Here is a 19,822-nt window from a genome sequence, read left to right on the forward strand (position 1 = left end):
GTTGGGAGCGGCCGAGCGCGGCGACGGTGTCCGCGCCCCCGTATCCGCGCGCGAGTTCGTCGATGTGCGACGGGCCGAGCGCGCCGGGCAGCAGCGGCCCACCGCCCGGCACCGGGGTGGCGGCCCCCTGCGCCGGCACGGCGGCCGCCGGGTCCGACGCCGTCCTCCCGCTCCCCGCAAGGCCGTTGATGAACGTCATGAGATCACCGCAGTAGACGGAGGGATGGTCGAAGCTGCCTCCTCCATCGTCGCTCCGATAGCGGTGGGCGTACAGACCGCCACCGCAGGAGCGGACCACGGAGCAGGCGCGGCAGGCCTCGCTCAGCCCGGCCAGGCCGGACTGCCGGGCGGCGATGCCGGGGTGGCGGGCGAGGTCGTCGAGGCTGTGCGCGAAGACGTTCATCCCCGTGACGGGCGCGCCGTCGTACGCGGTCTTCAGGCTGTCGGCCTGCTCGAAGGTCCCGTCCGTCTCCAGGACCGCCAGGTCGGAGGGTTCCAGCCCGAGCGACTCGGTGAGGCTGGAGAACCCCCGCAGGGTCCGGTGCACGGACTCGAAGGTCCGTACGGCGAACGGCCGCCCGTCCGCCTCCCACAGCCTGTGGACGGTCAGCAGCCAGTCGGCGTAGGGGGTGGCGCCCAGCGCGGCGGGGCGCCTGGGCGGCTCGTCCCAGGTGGCGTGCGGGAGCAGGAAGTCCACGGCGGGCGGGCGGAGTTCGGCCAGCGCCCGGTACACGGCCGCCGGGTCGTTCCCGACGTCCATCGTGCACAGCAGCCCGGCGAACAGGTGCCGGTACTCGGGCTCGTTCAGCAGCGCGACGGCCCGCAGCACCTGCGGATGGCTGCTGCGCCCGTCGGCGAACCGCCGGTGGCGGTCGTTGGCGGCCTTGTCGCCGTCCAGCGAGATGCCGACCTTGACGTCCTGCTCCGCGAACAGCTCGCAGAAGTCGCGGCTCAGCAGCACACCGTTGGTGTGGATGCGCAGGTCGAGCGCGCAGCCGGGCGGGAGCGCCGCCCGGAGCGTCCGGGCGGCGCGCCGCAAGCGGTCCGGGCCGGCGAGCAGGGGTTCTCCCCCGTGCAGGACGACCCGGACTGCGGGCAGCCGGTGGGCGGCCGCGTGCTCGCCGATGCGTTCGGCGGCCTTGGCCAGGATCCCGTCCGCGATGACCTTCGGGCGGGAGCGCCAGCTGCTGTCCGCGTGCTCGTAGACGTAGCAGTGGTCGCAGGCAAGATCGCACCTGCTGTGCATCTTGACCACGAACTGCGTCAAAGGCAGCGGCATCGACGTCGTCATGGGGCTGTTCGGTTCGGCTCGTTCTGCTCGGTCCGGGTTCCGCTCGGAGGTCCGGGCCGGGTCAGATCGAGGAGTTGAAGGCGGCGACCGGTACGAGGCCGGAATCCGCGCTGGGCAGCGCGCGCTGGAGCCGGGAGGCGAGCTCCTCCGCGCCGAGCGCGGCGAGATCGGCGAGGGAGAGGTGTTCCGGCGTCTCCTGAGGGTCAGTGAGCTTGCCGGCCGGCCTGGTGCTGGTTACCGGAGTCATATTCGTTTCCTTAGGCGCGGTTAGGACCTGCCGAGGGTGGGTAAGCCCACCCGGTTGCGACCAATGTAGTGCCCGCGAAGACTCCGCGCGGCACCTTGCGGACTCACGTTGGGCTCCCCGGGCGGCCGACGTCGCAGGACAGCGCGTTGACCCCCCAGAAATCACCCGTTCAGCGGTCGCGCACTTCGCCGTGGCGCGCGCCGAAGCGCGTCGCCGGGACGGGCGGCAGGGCGGACAGCGCGACGAACGGCGGGACGGACACCGGAACGGGCCCGGAGACGAGAACCAGAGCCGGCCACTGAGCACACCCCGGGCGTGCCCCGCGAAGCACCCGGACAAGCGCGCCATCCGGCCAAGCATCCGGCGCCCCGGATTCATTCCCCCGGCGACCCCAGCACCCCCGAAGCACCCGAAGCACCCGGCGCACCCGGCGCACCCGGCGCACCCGGCGCACCCGGCGCGCGCACGGCACGCACCAGCTCCTCGGTGAACTCCACTCCGCCCGGAGTCAGTTCGCCACAGCCCAGGAGCGTCCGCGCCGCGGCCAGGGTGTGCTCCCGCCAGCGCACCGACTCCGCGCGCGCACGGGCGCCGTCGCCCGCACCCGCGGCCGCCTCCGTCCACCAGAAGTCCGCCACGCCCAGGTGCGCGTACGTCCCCTGGAGCAGCGCCCCGGCCGGGCGCAGATCGGGGCGCCAGGGGGCGTGGTAGACCGCCGCGCCGTTGGGGCGGTGCAGCGGCACCAGGTCCAGCAGGGCGCCGAGCTGGACGTGCAGGAACTCGTGCACCAGGGCCAGCGCCAGCAGCACCGGATCGCCCGGCAGCGAGGCCGCCACCGCGCCGTACGCCCGCCGGGCCGCCGCGCTGACCGCCTCCCCGCCGGGCGCGGGCCGCAGCGGCACGACGGTGGTCACACACGCCGACAGGGCCGGCGCGTGACGCCGGTGGCGGCGCACCAGGATGCTCCAGGCCTCGGCCAACCGCTCCTCCCAGGCGGCGAGTTCGGGGGCAGCCAGCGGACCGGACGGCGGGCGCCCGTAGTCCACCCGGCGCGGCCCGGCGTGGTCCACCGACGGCGCCCAGCGCAGCCCGTCGCACTCCAGCGCGAGGGCCGGTCCCGGACCACTGCGCAGGAACTCGCCCAGTCCGTCCAGCGGAACGGCCTCCCCCGCCGCCGCGCCGCGCAGGCAGTCGGCCGCCCAGGCGTCCAACTCGGGCCGCAGCAGCACCTCTTCCCACCGCGCCGGGTCGTCCCGTTGCAGCGCCCGCACCCGGGCGTACGCCTCCCGGTAGCCGCCGTGCTCCGGCGCCGCCCGGCGCAGTGCCAGCAGCAGCAGCGCCCGCTTGCTCAACTGCCCGGCGCGCAGCAGCCGGACGGCCCCGGGGCCGCCGCGCGCGCCCGCGATCGCCAGGAACGTCGCCCGGTCCACGCCGTGCCGGGGAAGCCCGTCCGCACCGCGCGCTCCGGGCACCCCGGCCACCACCACCTCGCCCGTTCCCGTCACCGGTCCTCCTCCTCGTCCGTCCGGCCGCCGGCCCGTTCGGCCGACCGGCCGGTCCATCGCCCGACCCGCCCGGTCCGCCCAACCCTCCCGGTCCACCCGCGGTCTCCCCGCACCGGGACGGATCAGCCGGACGGCGGCCGGCCATGACCCGGACGGGTGAGCCGACGGAGGCCGTCAACTCCCCGCACGCGCCCGCCCGGCTCCCGCCAGCCCCGTCACCCCCGACCGCAGGCGCCCCGCGATGTGCCGGATCAGCCGGTCCAGGTCCGCGCAGTACACCGACGGGTGCCCGAAGCCGTCCCCCGCGTACCGGTGCGCGTACAGTCCGCCGCCGCAGACCCGGGCCAGCGGGCAGCCGGCGCAGACCGGGCCGAGGCCGGCCAGGCCGCGCTGGCGGGCCCGGAAGGCCGGGTGCGCCGCCGCCTCCCCGAAGCCGTGCCGCCACACGTCCAGGCCCGTCCCCGGGGCGCCGTCGTAGGCCACCTTGAGGCTGTCCGCCTGCTCGATCGTCCCGTCCGCCTCGACCACCACCAGGTCGACGGGCGCCAGCCCGACCGCCTCGCTGGCCGCCCGGCCGCCGAGCAGCAGCACCGCCAGCTCCTCGAACAGCCGCACCCCGGTCTCCCGGCGCGGTGCGCCGTACCAGCGGTCGAAGGCGGCGATCAGCCACTCCCCGTACGGGGCGGGCGCCGAGCCCGACGGCGGCGCGTGCGGCACCGTCCGCGGCATGAGGCCCGGCGCCGGCTCCCGCCAGGTGGCGTGCGGCAGCAGCAGGTCGATCCTGGGCGGTGCGAACTCCAGCAGCGCCTCGTAGGTGGCCACCGGGTCCGCGGCGAGGTCGACGACGCAGAGCAGCCCGGCGAACAGCTCCCGGTGCCGGTCCGTGCCGAGCAGCCGCACCGCCTCGGCGGTGCGCGCCCAGCTGCCCCCGCCGGAGGGCAGCAGGCGGTGCCGGTCGTGGTCGGCCCTGGTGCCGTCCAGCGAGACCCCGACCGTGACCCGGTGGCGGTGCAGCACGTCGAGCAGCTCCGGCTCGTCCGCCAGCCGCAGCCCGTTGGTCTGCACGGTGAACCGCACCCGGGGCCCGACCGCCGCCAACTCGCCCAGCAGCGCGTCCAGATGGGCCGCGCCGACGAGCAACGGCTCACCGCCGTGCAGCACCACGGAGACCTCGTCCAGCCCGTGCTCGGCCGCGTGCTCGTCGATCCGCCGGGCGGTGCGGCGGACGGTCGCGAGCTCCATCCGCCGCGGCCGCCCGCGCCAGCTCTGGTCCGCGCCCTGGTACACGTAGCAGTAGTCGCAGGCCAGGTTGCACCGACTGTGGATCTTCAGCAGGAACTGCCGGAACGCCACCATGGCGCGAGCCTAGGCCACTTGGACGGCGGACCGTCCGTCACACGTGCGGCGGCTCCACGTCCGAGTCCAGCCGCGTCCCGGCCCGCACCGCGATGGTCGTCGGGTGCTCCTCCCCCAGGGTGACCCTGGACCGCCGGATGCACTCCGCCCGCAGCTCGGCGGCCCGCTCGGTGTACCCGAGCGCGGCCAGCGACAGCGAGAGGTTGGAGTTGAGGCCGATGGAGTCGTAGTGGTCCTGGCCGAGGGCGGCGGTCATCAGCGGCTCGGCCTCCAGCTCCAGCTCCAGCGCGCCCCGGAGCTCCCCGGCCAGCGCCAGGTCGTTCGCGTGGTTCATCATCGCGATCGGGATGTAGAGGTGGTGCGCGCCGAGGACGGTGCGGAACTGCGCCAGCGTACGGCCGGACAGCTCGCGCGCCTCCGTCGCGCGCCCCGCCAGCCGCAGGTACACCGAGAGGTTGTTGGCGCCGGCCAGCGTCACCGGGTGGTCCTCGCCCAGGTAGTCGCGGTACCTCCCCAGCGCCCGCTCGGCGAGCGGGATCGCCCGCGTGGTGTCGCCGAGCGCGTTGAGGTCGCTGGCCAGGTTGGTGGCGGCGGCCAGGGTGTCGGGGTGCTCGGCGCCGTTGATGTCCAGGTAGCGCTGGTAGATGTCCTCGTCGATCTCCAGGGCCTCGTGGTACCGGCCGGCCCGGCGCAGCGCCACGGCCAGGTTCTTGCGGGCGCGCAGGGTGTCGGTGTGGCCGTCGCCGATGGTCTGCTGGTAGATCCGGACGGTCTCCTCCAGCAGGTCCAGGGCCTCCCGCAGCCGTCCGGTCTCGCGCAGGTCGCGGGCGTAGTTGGAGGCCGAGGACAGCGCGTACAGGCTGTGCGCGCCGAGCGCGTCGCGCTGCTGGAGGTAGTTGCTGCGGTGCCGTTCCAGGGCGGCCCTGCGGTCGCCGGCCAGGTAGTCGGAGACGGCGAGGTTGTTGGTGATCATCAGGGTGCGCGGGTGATCGGGGCCCAGGGTGCGCCGGGCGGCGTCCAGGGTGCGGCGGTCGAGTGCCCTGGCCTCGTCGTAGCGGCCGAGGAAGCGCAGGTCGGCGCCGAGGCTGTTGGCGACGGCGAGGGTGTGGGAGTGCTCGGGGCCCAGGGTCGCGGTGAAGCGGTCCAGGATGTCCCGGTCCATCTCGTACGCCTCCTGGAGGGCGCCCTGGGAGCGGCGGATGTTGCTCAGCTGGGTGCGCAGCATGAGCGTCTGGGCGTCGTTGTCGGCGTCGAAGCCGGGCCCGCCGTAGCCGTCCTGGCGCCAGTGCTCCAGGGTCCGTCCTGCCAGGTCCCGGCCGGACTCGTGCAGGCTGCGCTTCCACTGGTAGCGGACCGAGTCGATGATCCACTGCCGGACGTCCTCGTCGGCGCTGTCGAGCGCCCCGGACGGCCAGAGGTGGGGCAGGAGTTCGGCGTACTCGGCCCAGTTGGCGGGCACGTCCGGGTCGCCGGGGTTGGCGGTGGCGAGCGCGGCGTGGACGACGCCGCGCAGTTCGGCCCGCCGCTCCTCCTCGACCTGGTCCCGCAGCACGGCCTGGACCAGCCGGTGCACGGTGATGGTCTCGCTGCCCTGGTCGGTGCGGGCGAGCCCGAACCGGTTGATGGCGCGCAGGAACTCGCCGATCGCGAGCTTGTCGCGGGGCGCGCGCGGGGGCAGCCGCAGGGCGCGGGTGACGGCCCGGCTGTAGAGCAGCTGCATCGGGATGGCGTCCGGGCCGAAGAACGCGCAGATCTCCAGGATCTGGGCGGCCGGGGCGTTCATCCGGCGCAGTTCCTCGACCGAGATGCGCCAGGTCGCGGCGGCCGAGTGCGGGTAGTCGGCGGCGCGCAGCCGGGTGCGCTCCAGCATCTCGGTGAGCTCTTCGTCGAGCAGTTCGAGGTAGGTGGCGATCGGCATCGACGTCTCCTGGAGCCAGACGGCGGCCTGGCCTACGGCGAGCGGCAGGTCGCCCAGGCGGTGCGCGACCTGGTCGGCGTCCTCCGGGTTGAGGCCGCTGTTGAAGCGGCGCAGCAGCCGGACGCTCTCCTCGCGGAGGAAGACGTCGACCTCCACCAGGCCGGCGTGCCTGGCCCAGCCCTGGTTGCGGGAGGTGATCAGCACGTGCCCGCCGGAGGAGCCGGCCGGCTGCCAGGGGGCGAGTTCCTCGGGGGTGCCGGCGTTGTCGAAGACGAGCAGCCAGCGGCGGTACGGCTGGCCTCGGCGCAGCGCGTCGAGCACCGCGGCGGCGGTGTGGGCGACGTCGTCGCTGGTGGGCACGCCGAGCCGGGGCGCGAGTTCGGCGATCTTCTGCGGGATGTTGGCGGGTTCCTCGGCGGGCACCCACCAGACCACGTCGTACGCGGCCTTGAAGCGGTGCGCGTACTCGGCGGCTATCTGGGACTTGCCGGCGCCACCGAAGCCGTAGAGCACCTGGCTGAGCACGGCGGCGGGCCCGCCGGTGAAGCGGTTGCGGAGCAGTTCCAGCAGTTTGCCGCGGCCGATGAAGGCGGCGTTGCGCGAGGGCGCCTCCTGCACCTGCGGGGCGGTGCCGGGGAAGCGGGCGGGGGCCGCGAACTCCCCGCTGTCGGTGTCGGGTTGGCGGCTGCTGCCGGGCGGGGGGCCGAGTTCGGCGTAGAGCTGGGACTCGGCGCCGACCGCGGAGGAGCGGACCAGCTCGGTCACGGGCTGCCCGGCGAACGGGCGGGGCACCGGATCGTCCGGGTCCTGGAGCCGGAAGGCGACCAGCGCCGGGGAGCCCGAGACCAGTTCGCGCCCCTGGAGGAGCTGCCAGACCTCGGCGGCGCGGGGCAGCGCGGTGTACTCGGGGGAGAGCAGCGCGAGCAGCCGGCCCTGGCCGTCGACCGGCCCCGCGACCTCCGGCGGCCTGGCCCCGGTGTACGGCTCGGCGGCGCTGTGCAGGGAGGTCTGGTAGCCGAAGCGGGTGAGCGTCCCGGCGGCCCACTCGGCCCACATCCGGTCCTCGGGCGCGTAGCTGACGAACACCTGGCGCGGCACCGCGCGGGCTGAGCGCAGGTAGGCGCCCTGGAGCCGGCGGCGGGTCTCGGCGGTGAGCGGGCGCAGGGTGGTGACCCGGCCGTCGGTGACCCAACCGGCCAGCCGTTCGAAGGCGTTGAGCAGGCTGCGGGCCTCCTGCGGCCGGTCGGCGACGGTGGCGGGCACCTCCTCGTAGGCGTAGAAGGGCTTGTACGGCACCTCGACGTCGGCCCAGTAGCCGGCCCTGCGGTCGGCGGCCAGCCAGCGGCCGAGGTAGGGGGCGAACGCCTCGCGCGCGTAGTCGCGGCCGGCCTCCAGCCGCTCCTGCTCGGCGTCCTCGACCCGCATCGGCACCGGCAGGACCCGGATCGCCCGCTCCTCGGTCTCGGCGATGGCGCGGGCGGCGTCGACGCCGCCGCGGATGTTCTGGGCGCTGAAGGTGAAGCAGTCCACGACGCTGTCGGGCATCAGGACGGTGCAGATGCCGGAGGTGTCGCTGACGCCGGTGCGGCTGTCGATGAGCACGTAGTCGTAGCCGCGGGCCCAGCGTTCGCGCAGCTCGCGCAGGAACTCGCCGCCGCGGATGTCCCTGCCGTGGTAGAAGCTGCGCCAGTTGAAGCTGGTGACGGCGGCGGCGTAGGCGGCGTTCTGCCGGCCGGCCGGCAGGAAGTCGAGCCGGCCGCCGGGCGGCAGGTCGAGGGCGAGCCCGCAGACGTAGCCGTCCAGGCGCCCCGGCTCGTCCAGCCAGGCGGCCGGGGACTGCCCGACCGGCCCGGCGGTGGAGGGCAGTGCCTGCTTGACGTAGGAGCGCAGCAGGTCGATCAGGCCGTCGGTGGAGTGCAGTTCCGGGTCGACCAGCAGCGGGTGGTAGTAGCGGTGGAGGCCGGGCGCCTCCAGGTCCCAGTCGACGACCAGGACGCGCAGGCCGCGGCTGGCGAGGATCCAGCCGACGTTGGCGAGCGCCATGGTGCGGCCGGTGCCGCCCTTGAAGGAGTAGAACGTGACGACCGATCCCGGTCCGCCGCGCTCCGGCTCCGCACCGGGCTCAGTGGTCATCGTCCTGGTCTCCCCTCTGCGGGACAGCGTCGTCCTGGCCCCGGCGCCGGCCGGGCAGTTCCTTCGGAGCGGGATCGGGGTGGTGCTGCGCGGGCGGCCGTGCCCGCCGCTGACCCGGCGGACCCGGCCGACGGGGCGGACCGGCCGGGATGGTCAGCCCGGGCATGTCCGGGCCGTCGCCGAAGCCGAAGGTGTCGCTCCCGGAACCGAAGCCGAAGGCGTCCCCGCCATCGTCTCCCCAATCGAGGTTGTCGTCCATGAGCTTGTTCTGGGCGACCGTCACCATGATGGTGAGGTCGCTGTCGAAGCTCTCCTGGTTCACGCGCACCCGGAACAAGTGCTCCAGGTCGCGCCGGCGCAACCAGTTGCGGCGGAGCACGCCGCGTACGCCGGTCCACGGCGCTTCGCGCTCCCCGTCCGGGTCGTTGCCGCCGATCGGGACCACCACGCCGGTGACCGGGTGGTTCTGGTCGTCGTACTCGCTCAGCGCGGCCCGGTAGCGGTCGCCGGCCGCCACCCACGGGTCGATCAGGAGCACGCTGACCTGGCTGTCCTCGCGGGCCTGGTCGAGCTTCTCACCGAGGCCGGGGCCGATCTCCTCCAGCGTGGTGGTGTGCCCGGCCGCGGTGATCACCTGCTGGGCGCGCGCCGCCAGGGACGGCCGGTTGGGCGGGTAGTAGGGCGCCCAGTGCCAGGGCTTGGCCCCGTACCAGCCGCCCGCGTACGAGCCGCCCTCGGCGGCGGCCTCCGAGGCGCGCCCGGCCGCGATGAACAGCCGCACCATCCCGGGGCTGGGGGCGGGCTCCGGTGCCGCCGGGGGCGGGAAGTAGCCGCGGACCGCGCCCAGGTCGAACTCGGGCAGCTCGCCGAGCCGCCGCGCGGCCGCGCCCCTGACCCGTTCCGCGACCACGCGGACGACCTGCTCGTACGCCTCGCCCTGCGCGGTGCGCAGCAGCGCCCGCAGGCCGTGCCGGGTGTAGGCGTCGCCCATGTCCGGCTGGGCCCACTGGACCTTGGTCACCTCGGCGGCCAGTTCACCCGATCCGACGGGCTCCCAGAGCACCGGGATCAGTGCCGGGACGAGCTCCCCGGTGTCCTCGTGGTGGCGCCGCACCCGGCCCCGGAAGGCGGTCCACTCCTTGCCGCAGTACAGGCTGGCGAAGTAGGCCGGCGAGTAGAGCGCGATCATGGTCCGGCTGCGGCCCAGCATCGTCGCCAGCCGTTCGGCCCAGTCGTCCCCGAGGCGCAGCTGCTCGGTGTCGCGGAAGGCGAGTTCCTCGGCCCGGACGGCCACCCCGACCAGCCGGCCGAGTTCGTCCCGCAGGTCGTTGAAGAACTGGTTGACGAACGCGTCCTCGGCCTCGAAGTCCCGGCGCGCGTAGCTGAAGAAGAAGTACGGCCGTTGCTGTTCCTGCTCCACCACTCGTTCCCCCCGTGCCCGACGGTCCGCGACGGCGCTGGTTTAATACCCCAGCATGTCGTGAACTCCCCTTGCCCCGCTGGCGAGTTGGAGGATTCGGTACCCCGGGTGGTTTAGCCGGTGGTCAGGCGCACCCGGGCAGCCGGGGGCACTCCGGCGCGCGGAGGCGCGCGGACGGGATCGCGGGGCGCGCCGACGGCTGCCACCGCTCGGACGCGCCGCGGAGTGCTACCGGTCGAGCGCCGACTGGAACGCCGCGAGCGGCTCCGCGCCCGGGGTCAGGGCGTCCGCGACCACCCGGCGCAGCAGGTCGCCGAGGACGGTGTCGGGCAGGGCGTCGAGTTCGTCGAGCGGCAGGGCGGCGACGTCGACCAGGTCAGAGCCGAGTCCAGCGGCGGTTTCCGCACCGGTGACGCCCATCAGTCCCTCACTCGATCGTGTCGGCACAGCGGGCTGCCGGCCGGATGTGCATCGGCCCAGGTCCGCGACGGGCATCCTACACCCGTGAGGTGACGGTCCATCAGCTCCACGCCGGCGCCGCGCGGCGCCGTGGGCCGAACGGATCACGGGCAGAGCCGCTCCACCCGCCACCCCGTCGGGGCGGACGGGTCGGCGACGTAGCGGAGCCGGTCGTGCAGCCGGTTCTCCCGCCCCTGCCAGAACTCGACGCTCTCCGGGACCACCCGGTACCCGCCCCAGAACGGCGGGACGGGCACGCCCTCGCCCTCCGGGTAGCGGCGCTCCAGCTCGGCGTAGCGCTGTTCGAGGACCGCCCGGCCGCCGACCGGGCTGGACTGCTCGCTGGCCCAGGCGCCCAGCTGGGAGCCGTGCGGGCGGGTGCGGAAGTAGGCGGCGGTCTCGTCCCGGCCGACCTTCTCCACCCGGCCCTGGACGATCACCTGGCGGGCCAGCGCGATCCACGGGAACAGGAGCCCCGCGTACGGGTTGACGGCGAGTTCGGAGCCCTTGCGGGAGCCGTAGTTGGTGAAGAACACGAAGCCGCGCAGGTCGTAGCCCTTGAGCAGGACGGTACGCGAGCTGGGCCGCCCCCCGGCGTCGGCGGTGGAGAGCACCATCGCGTTGGGCTCCACCACCCCGGCGTCGTCCGCCTCGTGGAACCAGCGGGTGAACTGGCCGATCGGCTCGGGCGCGAGCTGCTCCTCGACCAGGCCCTCGTGGCTGTAGTGCTTGCGCATCACGGTGAGGTCCGGGCCGGGGCGGGCCTCGTCGGCCAGGGTCCGGTTGGCGGGGCTCGGGGGCGTCGACTGGGCGCGATCCGGGGTCTGCACGCCAACATCATCCCGTACGACAAGCAACCGGCACCGCTACCTCCGGACAAACCCCGGTGGGAGATCAGGTGACCCGCCACCGCTTGACCGCCCGCCCTGCGGGGAATTGTCCGGTACCAGGCGTTTGGTTCCAGGGATTCCGGGGCCTCCGGGGCTCCCCCGGGCACGATCGGGCCCCCTGGCGGGAAATCCGAGCGGGCCCGCGGGAAACATCACCACGGTGGTGTATGGCGCAATGCACCCCGTGCCTGAGACCCTGGCACCGAGTGCCAAACACCATTCGGTCACTGGTGCGCCGCCCCACCACGGCGGGGCGCCGATCGCAGAACACTGAAGGAGCCGTCGCATGTCCGATTTCGTACCCGGGCTTGAGGGAGTCGTCGCGTTCGAGAGTGAGATCGCCGAACCCGACCGTGAAGGCGGCGCCCTGCGGTACCGCGGTGTCGACATCGACGACCTGGTGGGCAGCGTCTCCTTCGGCCACGTCTGGGGCCTGCTGGTGGACGGCAAGTTCAACCCCGGCCTGCCGGCCGCCGAGCCGTTCCCGATCCCGGTGCACTCCGGCGACATCCGGGTCGACGTGCAGTCGGCGCTCGCCATGCTCGCCCCGGTCTGGGGCCTCAAGCCGCTGCTGGACATCGACGCCGACCAGGCCCGCGACGACCTCGCCAGGGCCGCCGTGATGGCGCTGTCCTACGTCGCCCAGTCGGCCCGCGGCCAGGGCCTGCCGATGGTCCCGCAGAGCGAGATCGACAAGGCCGAGACGGTCGTCGAGCGGTTCATGATCCGCTGGCGCGGCGAGCCGGACCCGAAGCACGTCAAGGCCGTCGACGCCTACTGGACCTCGGCCGCCGAGCACGGCATGAACGCCTCCACCTTCACCGCCCGGGTCATCGCCTCCACCGGCGCCGACGTCGCGGCCGCGCTCTCCGGCGCGGTCGGCGCGATGTCCGGCCCGCTGCACGGCGGCGCGCCGTCCCGGGTGCTCGGCATGATCGAGGAGATCGAGCGCACCGGCGACGCGACCGCCTGGGTCAAGAACGCCCTGGACAAGGGCGAGCGCCTGATGGGCTTCGGCCACCGCGTCTACCGTGCCGAGGACCCGCGCGCCCGGGTGCTGCGCCGCACCGCCAAGGAGCTCGGCGCGCCGCGCTTCGAGGTCGCCGAGGCGCTGGAGAAGGCCGCGCTGGAGGAGCTGCACAACCGCCGCCCCGACCGCGTGCTGGCCACCAACGTCGAGTTCTGGGCCGCCATCATGCTGGACTTCGCCGAGGTCCCCGCGCACATGTTCACGTCGATGTTCACCTGCGCGCGCACCGCGGGCTGGTCGGCGCACATCCTGGAGCAGAAGCGCACGGGCCGGCTCGTGCGCCCCTCCGCGCGCTACATCGGCCCCGGTCCGCGCCGCCCCGAGGAGATCGAGGGCTGGGACGCCATCGCCCGCTGACGACGCGCCGGCGGATACCGGACGAGCGTCCGGTCAGTGCCCCTGAGCAGCGGGTCCGGCTCCGGCCGGGCCCGCTGCCGGGCGCCCGGGGGCGGCCTCCAGGCGGCCGCGATCACAGTCTCAGCGGGCGGACGGCCGTACCCCCGCCGGGCCCCCGGCCGGTAGGCTGCCCGGGTGGCTCAGATCCAGATCCCCGCTGACATCAAGCCCGCAGACGGCCGTTTCGGCTGCGGACCTTCCAAGGTGCGCCCCGAGGCCCTGAGTGCCCTCGCCGCCACCCAGACCTCCCTGCTCGGCACCTCGCACCGCCAGGCCCCGGTGAAGAACCTGGTCAAGCGCGTGCGCGCGGGCGTGAGCAGCCTGTTCTCGCTGCCCGAGGGCTACCAGGTGGTCCTCGGCAACGGCGGCTCCACCGCCTTCTGGGACATCGCCGCCTTCGGCCTGGTGCGGGAGAAGTCCCAGCACCTGGACTTCGGCGAGTTCTCCTCGAAGTTCGCCTCCTCGGTCAAGGCCGCGCCGTGGCTCGGCGAGCCGAGCGTGATCAAGACCGCCCCCGGCACCCACCCGCTGCCGGTCGCCGAGGCCGGCGTGGACGTCTACGGGCTCACCCACAACGAGACCTCGACCGGCGTCGCGATGCCGATCGGGCGCCCGGTGGGCGCGGACGAGGGCTCGCTGGTCCTGGTGGACGCCACCTCGGGCGCCGGCGGCCTGCCGGTGGACATCACCGAGACGGACGTCTACTACTTCGCCCCGCAGAAGTCCTTCGCCTCCGAGGGCGGCCTGTGGCTGGCCACCTTCTCCCCGGCCGCCCTGGAGCGCGCCGCCGAGATCGCCGGCTCCGGCCGGTACATCCCGCCGTTCTTCTCGCTGCCGACGGCCATCGACAACTCGTCGAAGGACCAGACGTACAACACCCCGTCGCTGTCCACCCTCTTCCTGCTGGCCGACCAGCTGGAGTGGCTGAACGGCAACGGCGGGCTGGACTGGGCCGTCGCCCGCACCGCCGACTCCTCGTCCCGGCTGTACTCCTGGGCCGAGAAGTCCTCCTTCGCCACCCCGTTCGTGGCGAACCCGGCCGAGCGCTCCCAGGTGGTCGGCACCATCGACTTCGACGAGTCGGTGGACGCCACCGCGGTGGCCAAGGCACTGCGTGCCAACGGCATCGTGGACACCGAGCCGTACCGCAAGCTGGGCCGCAACCAGCTGCGCGTCGCGATGTTCCCGGCAATCGACCCGGCGGACGTCGAGGCGCTCACCCACTGCATCGACTACGTGGTCGAGCAGCTCTGACCACCGTCCCGAGGACACCGGACCCGGCCCCCTGAGGGCCCCGGGGACCGGTTCTCCACAGGACACGGCCGAGGGCCACCGCCGACCGGCGGTGGCCCTCTCGCCGTTCCCGGCCTACCGGCCGACCAGTGAGCTGATCAGCACGACGACCAGCAGCAGCACCAGGGTGCCGGAGACGATGCGCATACGAGTCTTGGGATCCACGGTCAACGAGCGTACCTCCGGCCCACCCAGGACCGAAGCGGAGCCCCCCTCCGACCCTGCCGCGACCGGCTGCTCCGGGCCCGAACTGCCGTGTGCCGCACGGGAGTCAACCCCGTGGCCGTGGCCCGGGGCCCCCACTACGATGTGCACAGCACGATCATATGATCGTCACAATCAGGGGGGAATTCTGATGCGCGCATCCCGCGCCGCGGCACTCGCCGCGCTCGTCCTCACCGCCGGCACCGTGCTGCCGACCGCGCCGGCCGCCCTCGCCGCCCAGGCCACCGCCGCCCAGGCCGGCCCGGCCGGCCCCTTCTACTCCATCTCTCCCGTCCGCGTCCTCGACACCCGCGCCGGTGTCGGCGCGACCGCCGGCCCGATCGGCCCGGACGGCGTGATCACGCTGAACATCACCCAGGCCATCCACGCCGACCACACGCCCACCGCCGTGGTCATGAACCTCACCGCCGTGGACCCGACCGGCGACAGCTACCTCACCGCCTACCCGGGCGGCACCGAGCGCCCGACCGCCTCCACCCTGAACGTCAGCGCCGGCCGGAACGTCACCACCAACCGGGTCACCGTCCAGGTCGCCCCGGACGGCACCGTCAGCCTGTACAACCACGTCGGCAGCGTCCACCTGGTCGCCGACGTCCAGGGCATCTACCAGGCACGGGGCAGCGACACCAACCCCGGCTCGACCTACCTCCCGGGCAAGCCCGCCCGGCTGCTCGACACCCGGACCGCCATCGGCGACCGCCAGGGCCCGGTCGGCGCCGGTGCCGACAAGGCCATCGCGGCCGACGTCTCCAGCGTCACCTCCCCGACCGACGGCGACACCGAGCTGGTCCTCCAGCTCACCGCGACCGAAGCGACCCAGGACAGCCACGTCAAGGCCTACGCGGGGGGCCCCTGGAGCCGGATCCCGGAGACCTCGGACCTCAACTTCGCGGCCGGCCAGACCGTCACCAACCTGACCTCCGTCGACGTCGGCCGGGACGGCCTCGGCCTGTACAACAACGCCGGGCAGGTCAACCTGGTGGTCGACTACGTGGGCAGGTTCCGGCACGTCGCGAGCCACCCCGAGGCCGCCGACCACGGGCTCTTCGTCCCCACCCCGCCGACCCGGGTGCTCGACACCCGCACCGGCCTCGGCAACGGCGGCCCGGCCGTGCGGCTCGGCCCCGGCGGAAACATGATGGTCAAGGTCACCGGCCTGCCCGGCGCCCCGGCGAACGCCTCCGCCGTCGTGCTCAACCTGACCGGCACCAACGCCACCGGCGACGGGCACGTCACCGCCTACCGGTACCGGGACGACCGGCCGAACACCTCCAGCCTCAACTACCGGGCGGGCAGGGACGTCTCCTCGATGACCGTGGTCCCGGTCGACAGCGAGGGCTTCATCGAGCTGTACAACCCGCACGACGCGGTCGACCTGGTCGCGGACGTCGAGGGCTTCTACACCTCCTGACCCGCCGCCCGGCCCGCCCACCCGCCGCACCTTCCACTTCCAGGGGGAACACCTTCATGCGCACGTCCCGCGCCGCGGCCCTCGCCGCGCTCGCCCTCGCCGCCGGCACCGTGCTGCCCGCCGCACCGGCCGCCTTCGCCACCCCGAACACCCCGGCCGCCGACCAGGTCGGCCCGGCCAGCGTCTGGTACTCGGCCTCGAACTGGCGCATCCTCGACACCCGGGTCGGCAACGGCGCGCCCAGCGGCAAGGTCGGCCCGGACGGTGTCGTCAGGCTCGACATCGCCAAGCTGCTCCAGGTCCCGGCCGACCGGCTGCCGAGCTCGGTGGTCATGAACGTCACCGCCGTCGACTCGACCGAGGACAGCTACATCACCGCCTACCCGGGCGGCGCCGCCCGCCCGGTGGTGTCCAACCTGAACGTCGACACCGCGCACAAGGTCACCAGCAACCGGGTGACCGTGCAGGTCGGCCCGGACGGCATCGTCAACCTGTACAACCACATCGGCCGGGTGCACCTGGTCGCCGACCTCCAGGGCTGGTACGTCCCCCGGAGCGCGGCCCCCGTGACGACCCCCGGCTTCACCTTCGAGCTCGGCGAGCCGCAGCGTCTCCTGGACACCCGCACGGACCTCGGCGGCCACCCCGGCAAGCTGCTCGGCGGCGCGGGGAACGTCTTCGACCTGGACATCTCCTCGGTCGGTTCGATCAGCGGCCTCCAGGTCGTCCAGGCGACCGTCACCGAGCCGACCGAGGACGCCCACCTGACCATGTACCCGGCGGGGCAGCAGCCCTGGTCGATCTCGGACGTCAACTTCTCGGCGGGCCAGACGGCCACCAACCTGTCGTACGCCTACACCGGACGGGAAGGGAAGCTCGCGCTCTACACCAACTCCGGCGCGGCCCACGTGGTGGTCGACTACCTCGGCAAGTTCGAGGGCAACGTGTCCGGCACCCCGGCCGGCCAGCACGGCCTGTTCGTCCCGGCCACCCCGACCCGGGTGCTCGACACCCGCGAGGGCCTGGGCGCCCCGCAGCACCAGGCAGGCCCTGGCTCCACCACCCGGGTGAAGGTCACCGGGCTGGGCGGCGTGCCGGACAACGTCGCGGCCGTCGTGCTCAACCTGACCGGCACCAACGCCGACCAGGCCGGCCACGTCACCGCGCACAAGGCCGGCACCCCGGTGCCCGGCACCTCCAACCTGAACTACACGGCCGGGCAGGACATCGCCTCCATGACGATCGTCCCGGTCAGCGCCGACGGCTTCATCGAGCTGTACAACCCTCACGGCAGCCTGGACCTGGTGGCCGACGTCCAGGGCTACTACACCAGCTGATCCACCGGGCCCGGGGAGCGGTCCGCCGTTCCCCGGGCTCCCCCGGCCCCGGTCCCGGGCTCCCTGGACCCCGGTCTCCCGGGCCCGGGGCCGTCCTCAGCTCCAGTCCGCCAGCGCCCAGCAGCGCAGCGACTCGTAGTGCGCGAAGCCGCCGCCCAGGTCGCTGCGCACCAGGTGCAACCCGGCGGCCTCCCACTCCGGCCCCCGGTAGTCGGCCAGCGCCGCCACCAGGCCGTCCAGCCCGGCCGCGGCGACCCGCTGCACGGCCCGCCGCCGGCCCCGGTGGGAACCGGCCCTGGCGAGGGTGAGGTGCGGGTGGAAGGCGAAGCCGTCGGTGGCCCCGGTCACGTCCGCGGTGGCCTCGGTGACGGCCTCGGCCAGCCGGCGCAGCGCCCAGCCCCGGCCCTCCACCCCGGCCCAGAGCACCCGGTCGCCGAACCGCCCGGCGCCCGCGATCCGCAGCCGGTGCACCGGGTGGACCCCGGCCACGGCGGCCAGGCCCTCCTCCAGTTCCGGCAGCCGCTCGGCCGGCACCTCTCCCAGGAAGGCCAGGGTCAGGTGCCAGCCCTCGACCCCGGTCCAGCGCAACCGGTCCGCCCCGGGCAGCTCGCGCACCGGCGCGACCGCGTCGGAGAGCCCCTGCAACGCCTCGGCCGGCGGGAGCACCGCCACGAACAACCTCATGCGCCCATCCTCCCGCGCGGGCGGACGCCTTCCCGCGCACCCCCGGTCCGGGATAGAACGGGTCCATGATCGATTCCAGCGGCGTGAAGATCCGCACCGGAGGCCCCGAGGACATCCCCGACGTCCTCGCCCTGCTCGACGGCGCCGTGGCCTGGCTGGCCGGGCAGGACCGCACCGGCCAGTGGGGCGACCGGCCCTTCAGCACCGACCCGGCCCGGGTGGAGCACATCGGCAGGTACGGCGCCGAGCCGTTCCTGATCCGCCTCGCGGTGGACGGCCGGGGCCGTACGGTCGGCTCCTGCGTGCTGTCCGAGGAGCGCGGCACGTTCGTCCCCGCCGTGGACGAACGCGAGCTGTTCGTCCGCAACCTGGTCACCGACCGCGGCCTCAAGGGCTCGGGCATCGGCGCCGCGCTGATCGCCGACGCGGTCGAGGAGGCCCGCCGGCGCGGCATCGGCCTGCTCCGGGTGGACTGCTACGCCGGCGCCGACCGCAGGCTGGTCGCCCAGTACCGGGCGCTCGGCTTCACCGAGACCGAGGGCTTCGAGGTCGAACGCCCGGACGGCGTCTGGCCCGGCCAGGTCCTCGCCATCCGGCTCTGACCCCACGGGTTTCCCCGAAGATCCCGTCGATCTCCAGGGAAACCGGACGGTCCGTCAGCAGGCCGTCGCCAGCTCCGACTTGCGCGCCGCACCGGTCCGCGGCACGAAGGCCACCACTCGGCCGCCGCGGCCCGGGTGCAGGTCGAAGCGCACCCGCAGGTCCGCGCTGCGGGCCAGTACCAGGCCGACCACGCCGGCCGCCGCCGCGGACACCAGTCCACAGGCCAGCAGGCCGAGCCGGGGCCCGTACGAGGCGGTCACCCAGCCGACGATCGGGGCGCCGATCGGCGTGCCGCCGGTGAAGACCAGCACCAGCAGGCCCATCACCCGGCCGCGCATCGCGGGGTCGGTGGCCAGCTGCAACGAGGCGTTGACCGAGGTGTTGAAGCTCAGCCCGAAGACCCCGACCAGCATCAGCAGCAGCGCGAAGGTCCAGAAGTCGGGCGCGAACGCGGCGACCACCTCCAGCATGCCGAAGGCCAGCGCCGCACCGACCAGCCGGCGCAGCCGCGGCACGCCCCGGCGGGCGGCGAGCAGCGCACCGGTCAGCGAGCCGACCGCCATCGCGGTGTTCAGCAGGCCGTACTGGCCGGCGCCCACCTTGAAGGTGTCGTACGCGAAACCGGCCAGCAGCGTCGGGAAGTTGAAGCCGAAGGTGCCGACGAACCCGGCCAGCACCATCGGCCAGAGCAGCTCGGGCCGCTCCCTGACGTACCGCAGCCCCTCGCGCAGCTGCCCCTTCTCCCGGGCGATCGGCTCGGTCGGGCGCAGTTCGCTCTCCCGCATCGCGAGCAGCCCGCCGATCACGGCCACGAAGGACAGCGCGTTGACGGCGAACGCCCAGCCGCTGCCGACCGCGGCGATCAGCAGGCCCGCGACGGCGGGGCCGACCAGCCGGGCGGTCTGGAAGTTGGCGGCGTTCAGGCTGACCGCGTTGGCGAGGTCCTTGGGCCCGACCATCTCGGCGACGAAGGCCTGCCGGGCCGGGTTGTCCACCACGGTGACCAGGCCGAGCAGCAGCGCGAAGGCGTACACGTAGTACGGCGTCACCGCACCGCCGATGGTCAGCACCGCGAGGCCGACGGCCAGCAGGCCCATCGCGCCCTGGGTGTAGATCAGCAGCCGGCGCTTGGGCATCCGGTCGGCGAGCACGCCGCCGAACAGGCCGAGCAGCAGCATCGGCAGGAACTGCATGGCGGTGGTGATGCCGACCGCGAGCGGGCTGCCGGTGAGGCTCAGCACGAGCCAGTCCTGGGCGATCCGCTGCATCCAGGTACCGGTGTTGGACACCACCTGGCCGGCGAAGTAGTAGCGGTAGTTGCGAACGCGCAGGGAGGAGAACATCCCCCCGGGCCGGGTGAATTCGGCACCTGTGGGAGACGGGGCCGGCGGGTGGGCCAGGCCGGGAGCGGCGGGGTCCGCCGCGGTGCGTTCGTCGGGGTCGTCGTCGCCGTTGCCCGGCTGCCCCGTGGGGGCGGGTGCCTGGGCGTCGGCGGCCGCGGCACTGGCCGCGGCGGATTCGGTGGTCGGGTCGTCGGTGCGGATGGCGGCGGCGCTGGCTGCGGCCGGCGGTGTCACTGTGGTCTCCCCTCGCGGCGCGACGGCCATGGCGGTGGCCGTCGCGC

15 protein-coding genes are annotated in these 19,822 nt (G+C 74.0%); 5 read left to right on the top strand and 10 right to left on the bottom strand.

Annotated elements, in window-relative coordinates; all coding sequences use genetic code 11:
* The 8 genes from BU198_RS35925 to pdxH form a co-directional block, all read right to left on the bottom strand.
* Positions 1–1,279: FxsB family cyclophane-forming radical SAM/SPASM peptide maturase (locus tag BU198_RS35925; RefSeq protein ID WP_188300996.1), on the bottom strand; the 1,279-nt coding region annotated here is incomplete at its 3' end.
* Between the two features lie 73 nt (positions 1,280–1,352).
* The gene (locus BU198_RS35930) at positions 1,353–1,538 is read right to left on the bottom strand and encodes a hypothetical protein (RefSeq protein WP_188300997.1); all 186 of its coding nucleotides are present in this window, start codon (positions 1,536–1,538) and stop codon (positions 1,353–1,355) included.
* 374 nt (positions 1,539–1,912) lie between these two features.
* On the bottom strand, positions 1,913–3,043 hold the full coding sequence (locus BU198_RS35935) for an aKG-HExxH-type peptide beta-hydroxylase (RefSeq protein ID WP_188300998.1): 1,131 nt from the start codon (positions 3,041–3,043) through the stop codon (positions 1,913–1,915).
* A 174-nt stretch (positions 3,044–3,217) separates the two neighbouring features.
* Positions 3,218–4,399, bottom strand: coding sequence for an FxsB family cyclophane-forming radical SAM/SPASM peptide maturase (locus BU198_RS35940; RefSeq protein ID WP_188300999.1), 1,182 nt, complete (start codon positions 4,397–4,399; stop codon positions 3,218–3,220).
* Positions 4,400–4,436: 37 nt separating this feature from the next.
* Positions 4,437–8,450 carry an FxSxx-COOH system tetratricopeptide repeat protein gene (gene fxsT / locus BU198_RS35945; RefSeq protein WP_188301000.1) on the bottom strand — a complete coding sequence of 1,338 codons (4,014 nt, stop codon included), beginning with the start codon at positions 8,448–8,450 and terminating at the stop codon, positions 4,437–4,439.
* Positions 8,440–9,870 (bottom strand): TIR-like protein FxsC, encoded by a 1,431-nt coding sequence (locus tag BU198_RS44055; protein ID WP_188301001.1) that lies wholly within the window; start codon positions 9,868–9,870, stop codon positions 8,440–8,442. The genes fxsT and BU198_RS44055 overlap by 11 nt, the downstream gene beginning before the upstream one ends.
* A 228-nt stretch (positions 9,871–10,098) precedes the next feature.
* Complete coding sequence (gene fxsA / locus BU198_RS35955; RefSeq protein ID WP_049656076.1) at positions 10,099–10,290, bottom strand: FxSxx-COOH cyclophane-containing RiPP peptide; 192 nt, start codon at positions 10,288–10,290, stop codon at positions 10,099–10,101.
* Between the two features lie 143 nt (positions 10,291–10,433).
* Positions 10,434–11,066, bottom strand: coding sequence for a pyridoxamine 5'-phosphate oxidase (gene pdxH, locus BU198_RS35960; protein ID WP_188301018.1), 633 nt, complete (start codon positions 11,064–11,066; stop codon positions 10,434–10,436).
* A gap of 439 nt (positions 11,067–11,505) precedes the next feature.
* Between pdxH and BU198_RS35965 the strand changes: the two genes are divergently transcribed.
* The 4 genes from BU198_RS35965 (at position 11,506) to BU198_RS35980 (ending at position 16,911) form a co-directional block, all read left to right on the top strand.
* The gene (locus BU198_RS35965; RefSeq protein WP_188301002.1) at positions 11,506–12,606 is read left to right on the top strand and encodes a citrate synthase 2; all 1,101 of its coding nucleotides are present in this window, start codon (positions 11,506–11,508) and stop codon (positions 12,604–12,606) included.
* A 174-nt stretch (positions 12,607–12,780) separates the two neighbouring features.
* Positions 12,781–13,899 carry a phosphoserine transaminase gene (gene serC / locus BU198_RS35970; RefSeq protein ID WP_188301003.1) on the top strand — a complete coding sequence of 373 codons (1,119 nt, stop codon included), beginning with the start codon at positions 12,781–12,783 and terminating at the stop codon, positions 13,897–13,899.
* Between the two features lie 394 nt (positions 13,900–14,293).
* Positions 14,294–15,574 (top strand): hypothetical protein, encoded by a 1,281-nt coding sequence (locus tag BU198_RS35975; protein ID WP_188301004.1) that lies wholly within the window; start codon positions 14,294–14,296, stop codon positions 15,572–15,574.
* A 56-nt stretch (positions 15,575–15,630) separates the two neighbouring features.
* The gene (locus BU198_RS35980; RefSeq protein WP_188301005.1) at positions 15,631–16,911 is read left to right on the top strand and encodes a hypothetical protein; all 1,281 of its coding nucleotides are present in this window, start codon (positions 15,631–15,633) and stop codon (positions 16,909–16,911) included.
* Positions 16,912–17,007: 96 nt separating this feature from the next.
* Here BU198_RS35980 and thpR read toward each other — a convergent pair whose 3' ends face one another.
* On the bottom strand, positions 17,008–17,595 hold the full coding sequence (gene thpR, locus BU198_RS35985; protein WP_188301006.1) for an RNA 2',3'-cyclic phosphodiesterase: 588 nt from the start codon (positions 17,593–17,595) through the stop codon (positions 17,008–17,010).
* A 65-nt stretch (positions 17,596–17,660) separates the two neighbouring features.
* Here thpR and BU198_RS35990 point away from each other — a divergent pair, with 65 nt between their 5' ends.
* Complete coding sequence (locus BU198_RS35990; RefSeq protein WP_188301007.1) at positions 17,661–18,197, top strand: GNAT family N-acetyltransferase; 537 nt, start codon at positions 17,661–17,663, stop codon at positions 18,195–18,197.
* A 54-nt stretch (positions 18,198–18,251) separates the two neighbouring features.
* Here BU198_RS35990 and BU198_RS35995 read toward each other — a convergent pair whose 3' ends face one another.
* Positions 18,252–19,805, bottom strand: coding sequence for an MFS transporter (locus BU198_RS35995; RefSeq protein ID WP_411293274.1), 1,554 nt, complete (start codon positions 19,803–19,805; stop codon positions 18,252–18,254).
* Between the last annotated feature and the right edge of the window lie 17 nt (positions 19,806–19,822).

Source organism: Streptomyces sp. CBMA156, from assembly GCF_014596515.1.
In the GTDB taxonomy this organism is placed as follows: Bacteria; Actinomycetota; Actinomycetes; order Streptomycetales; family Streptomycetaceae; genus Kitasatospora.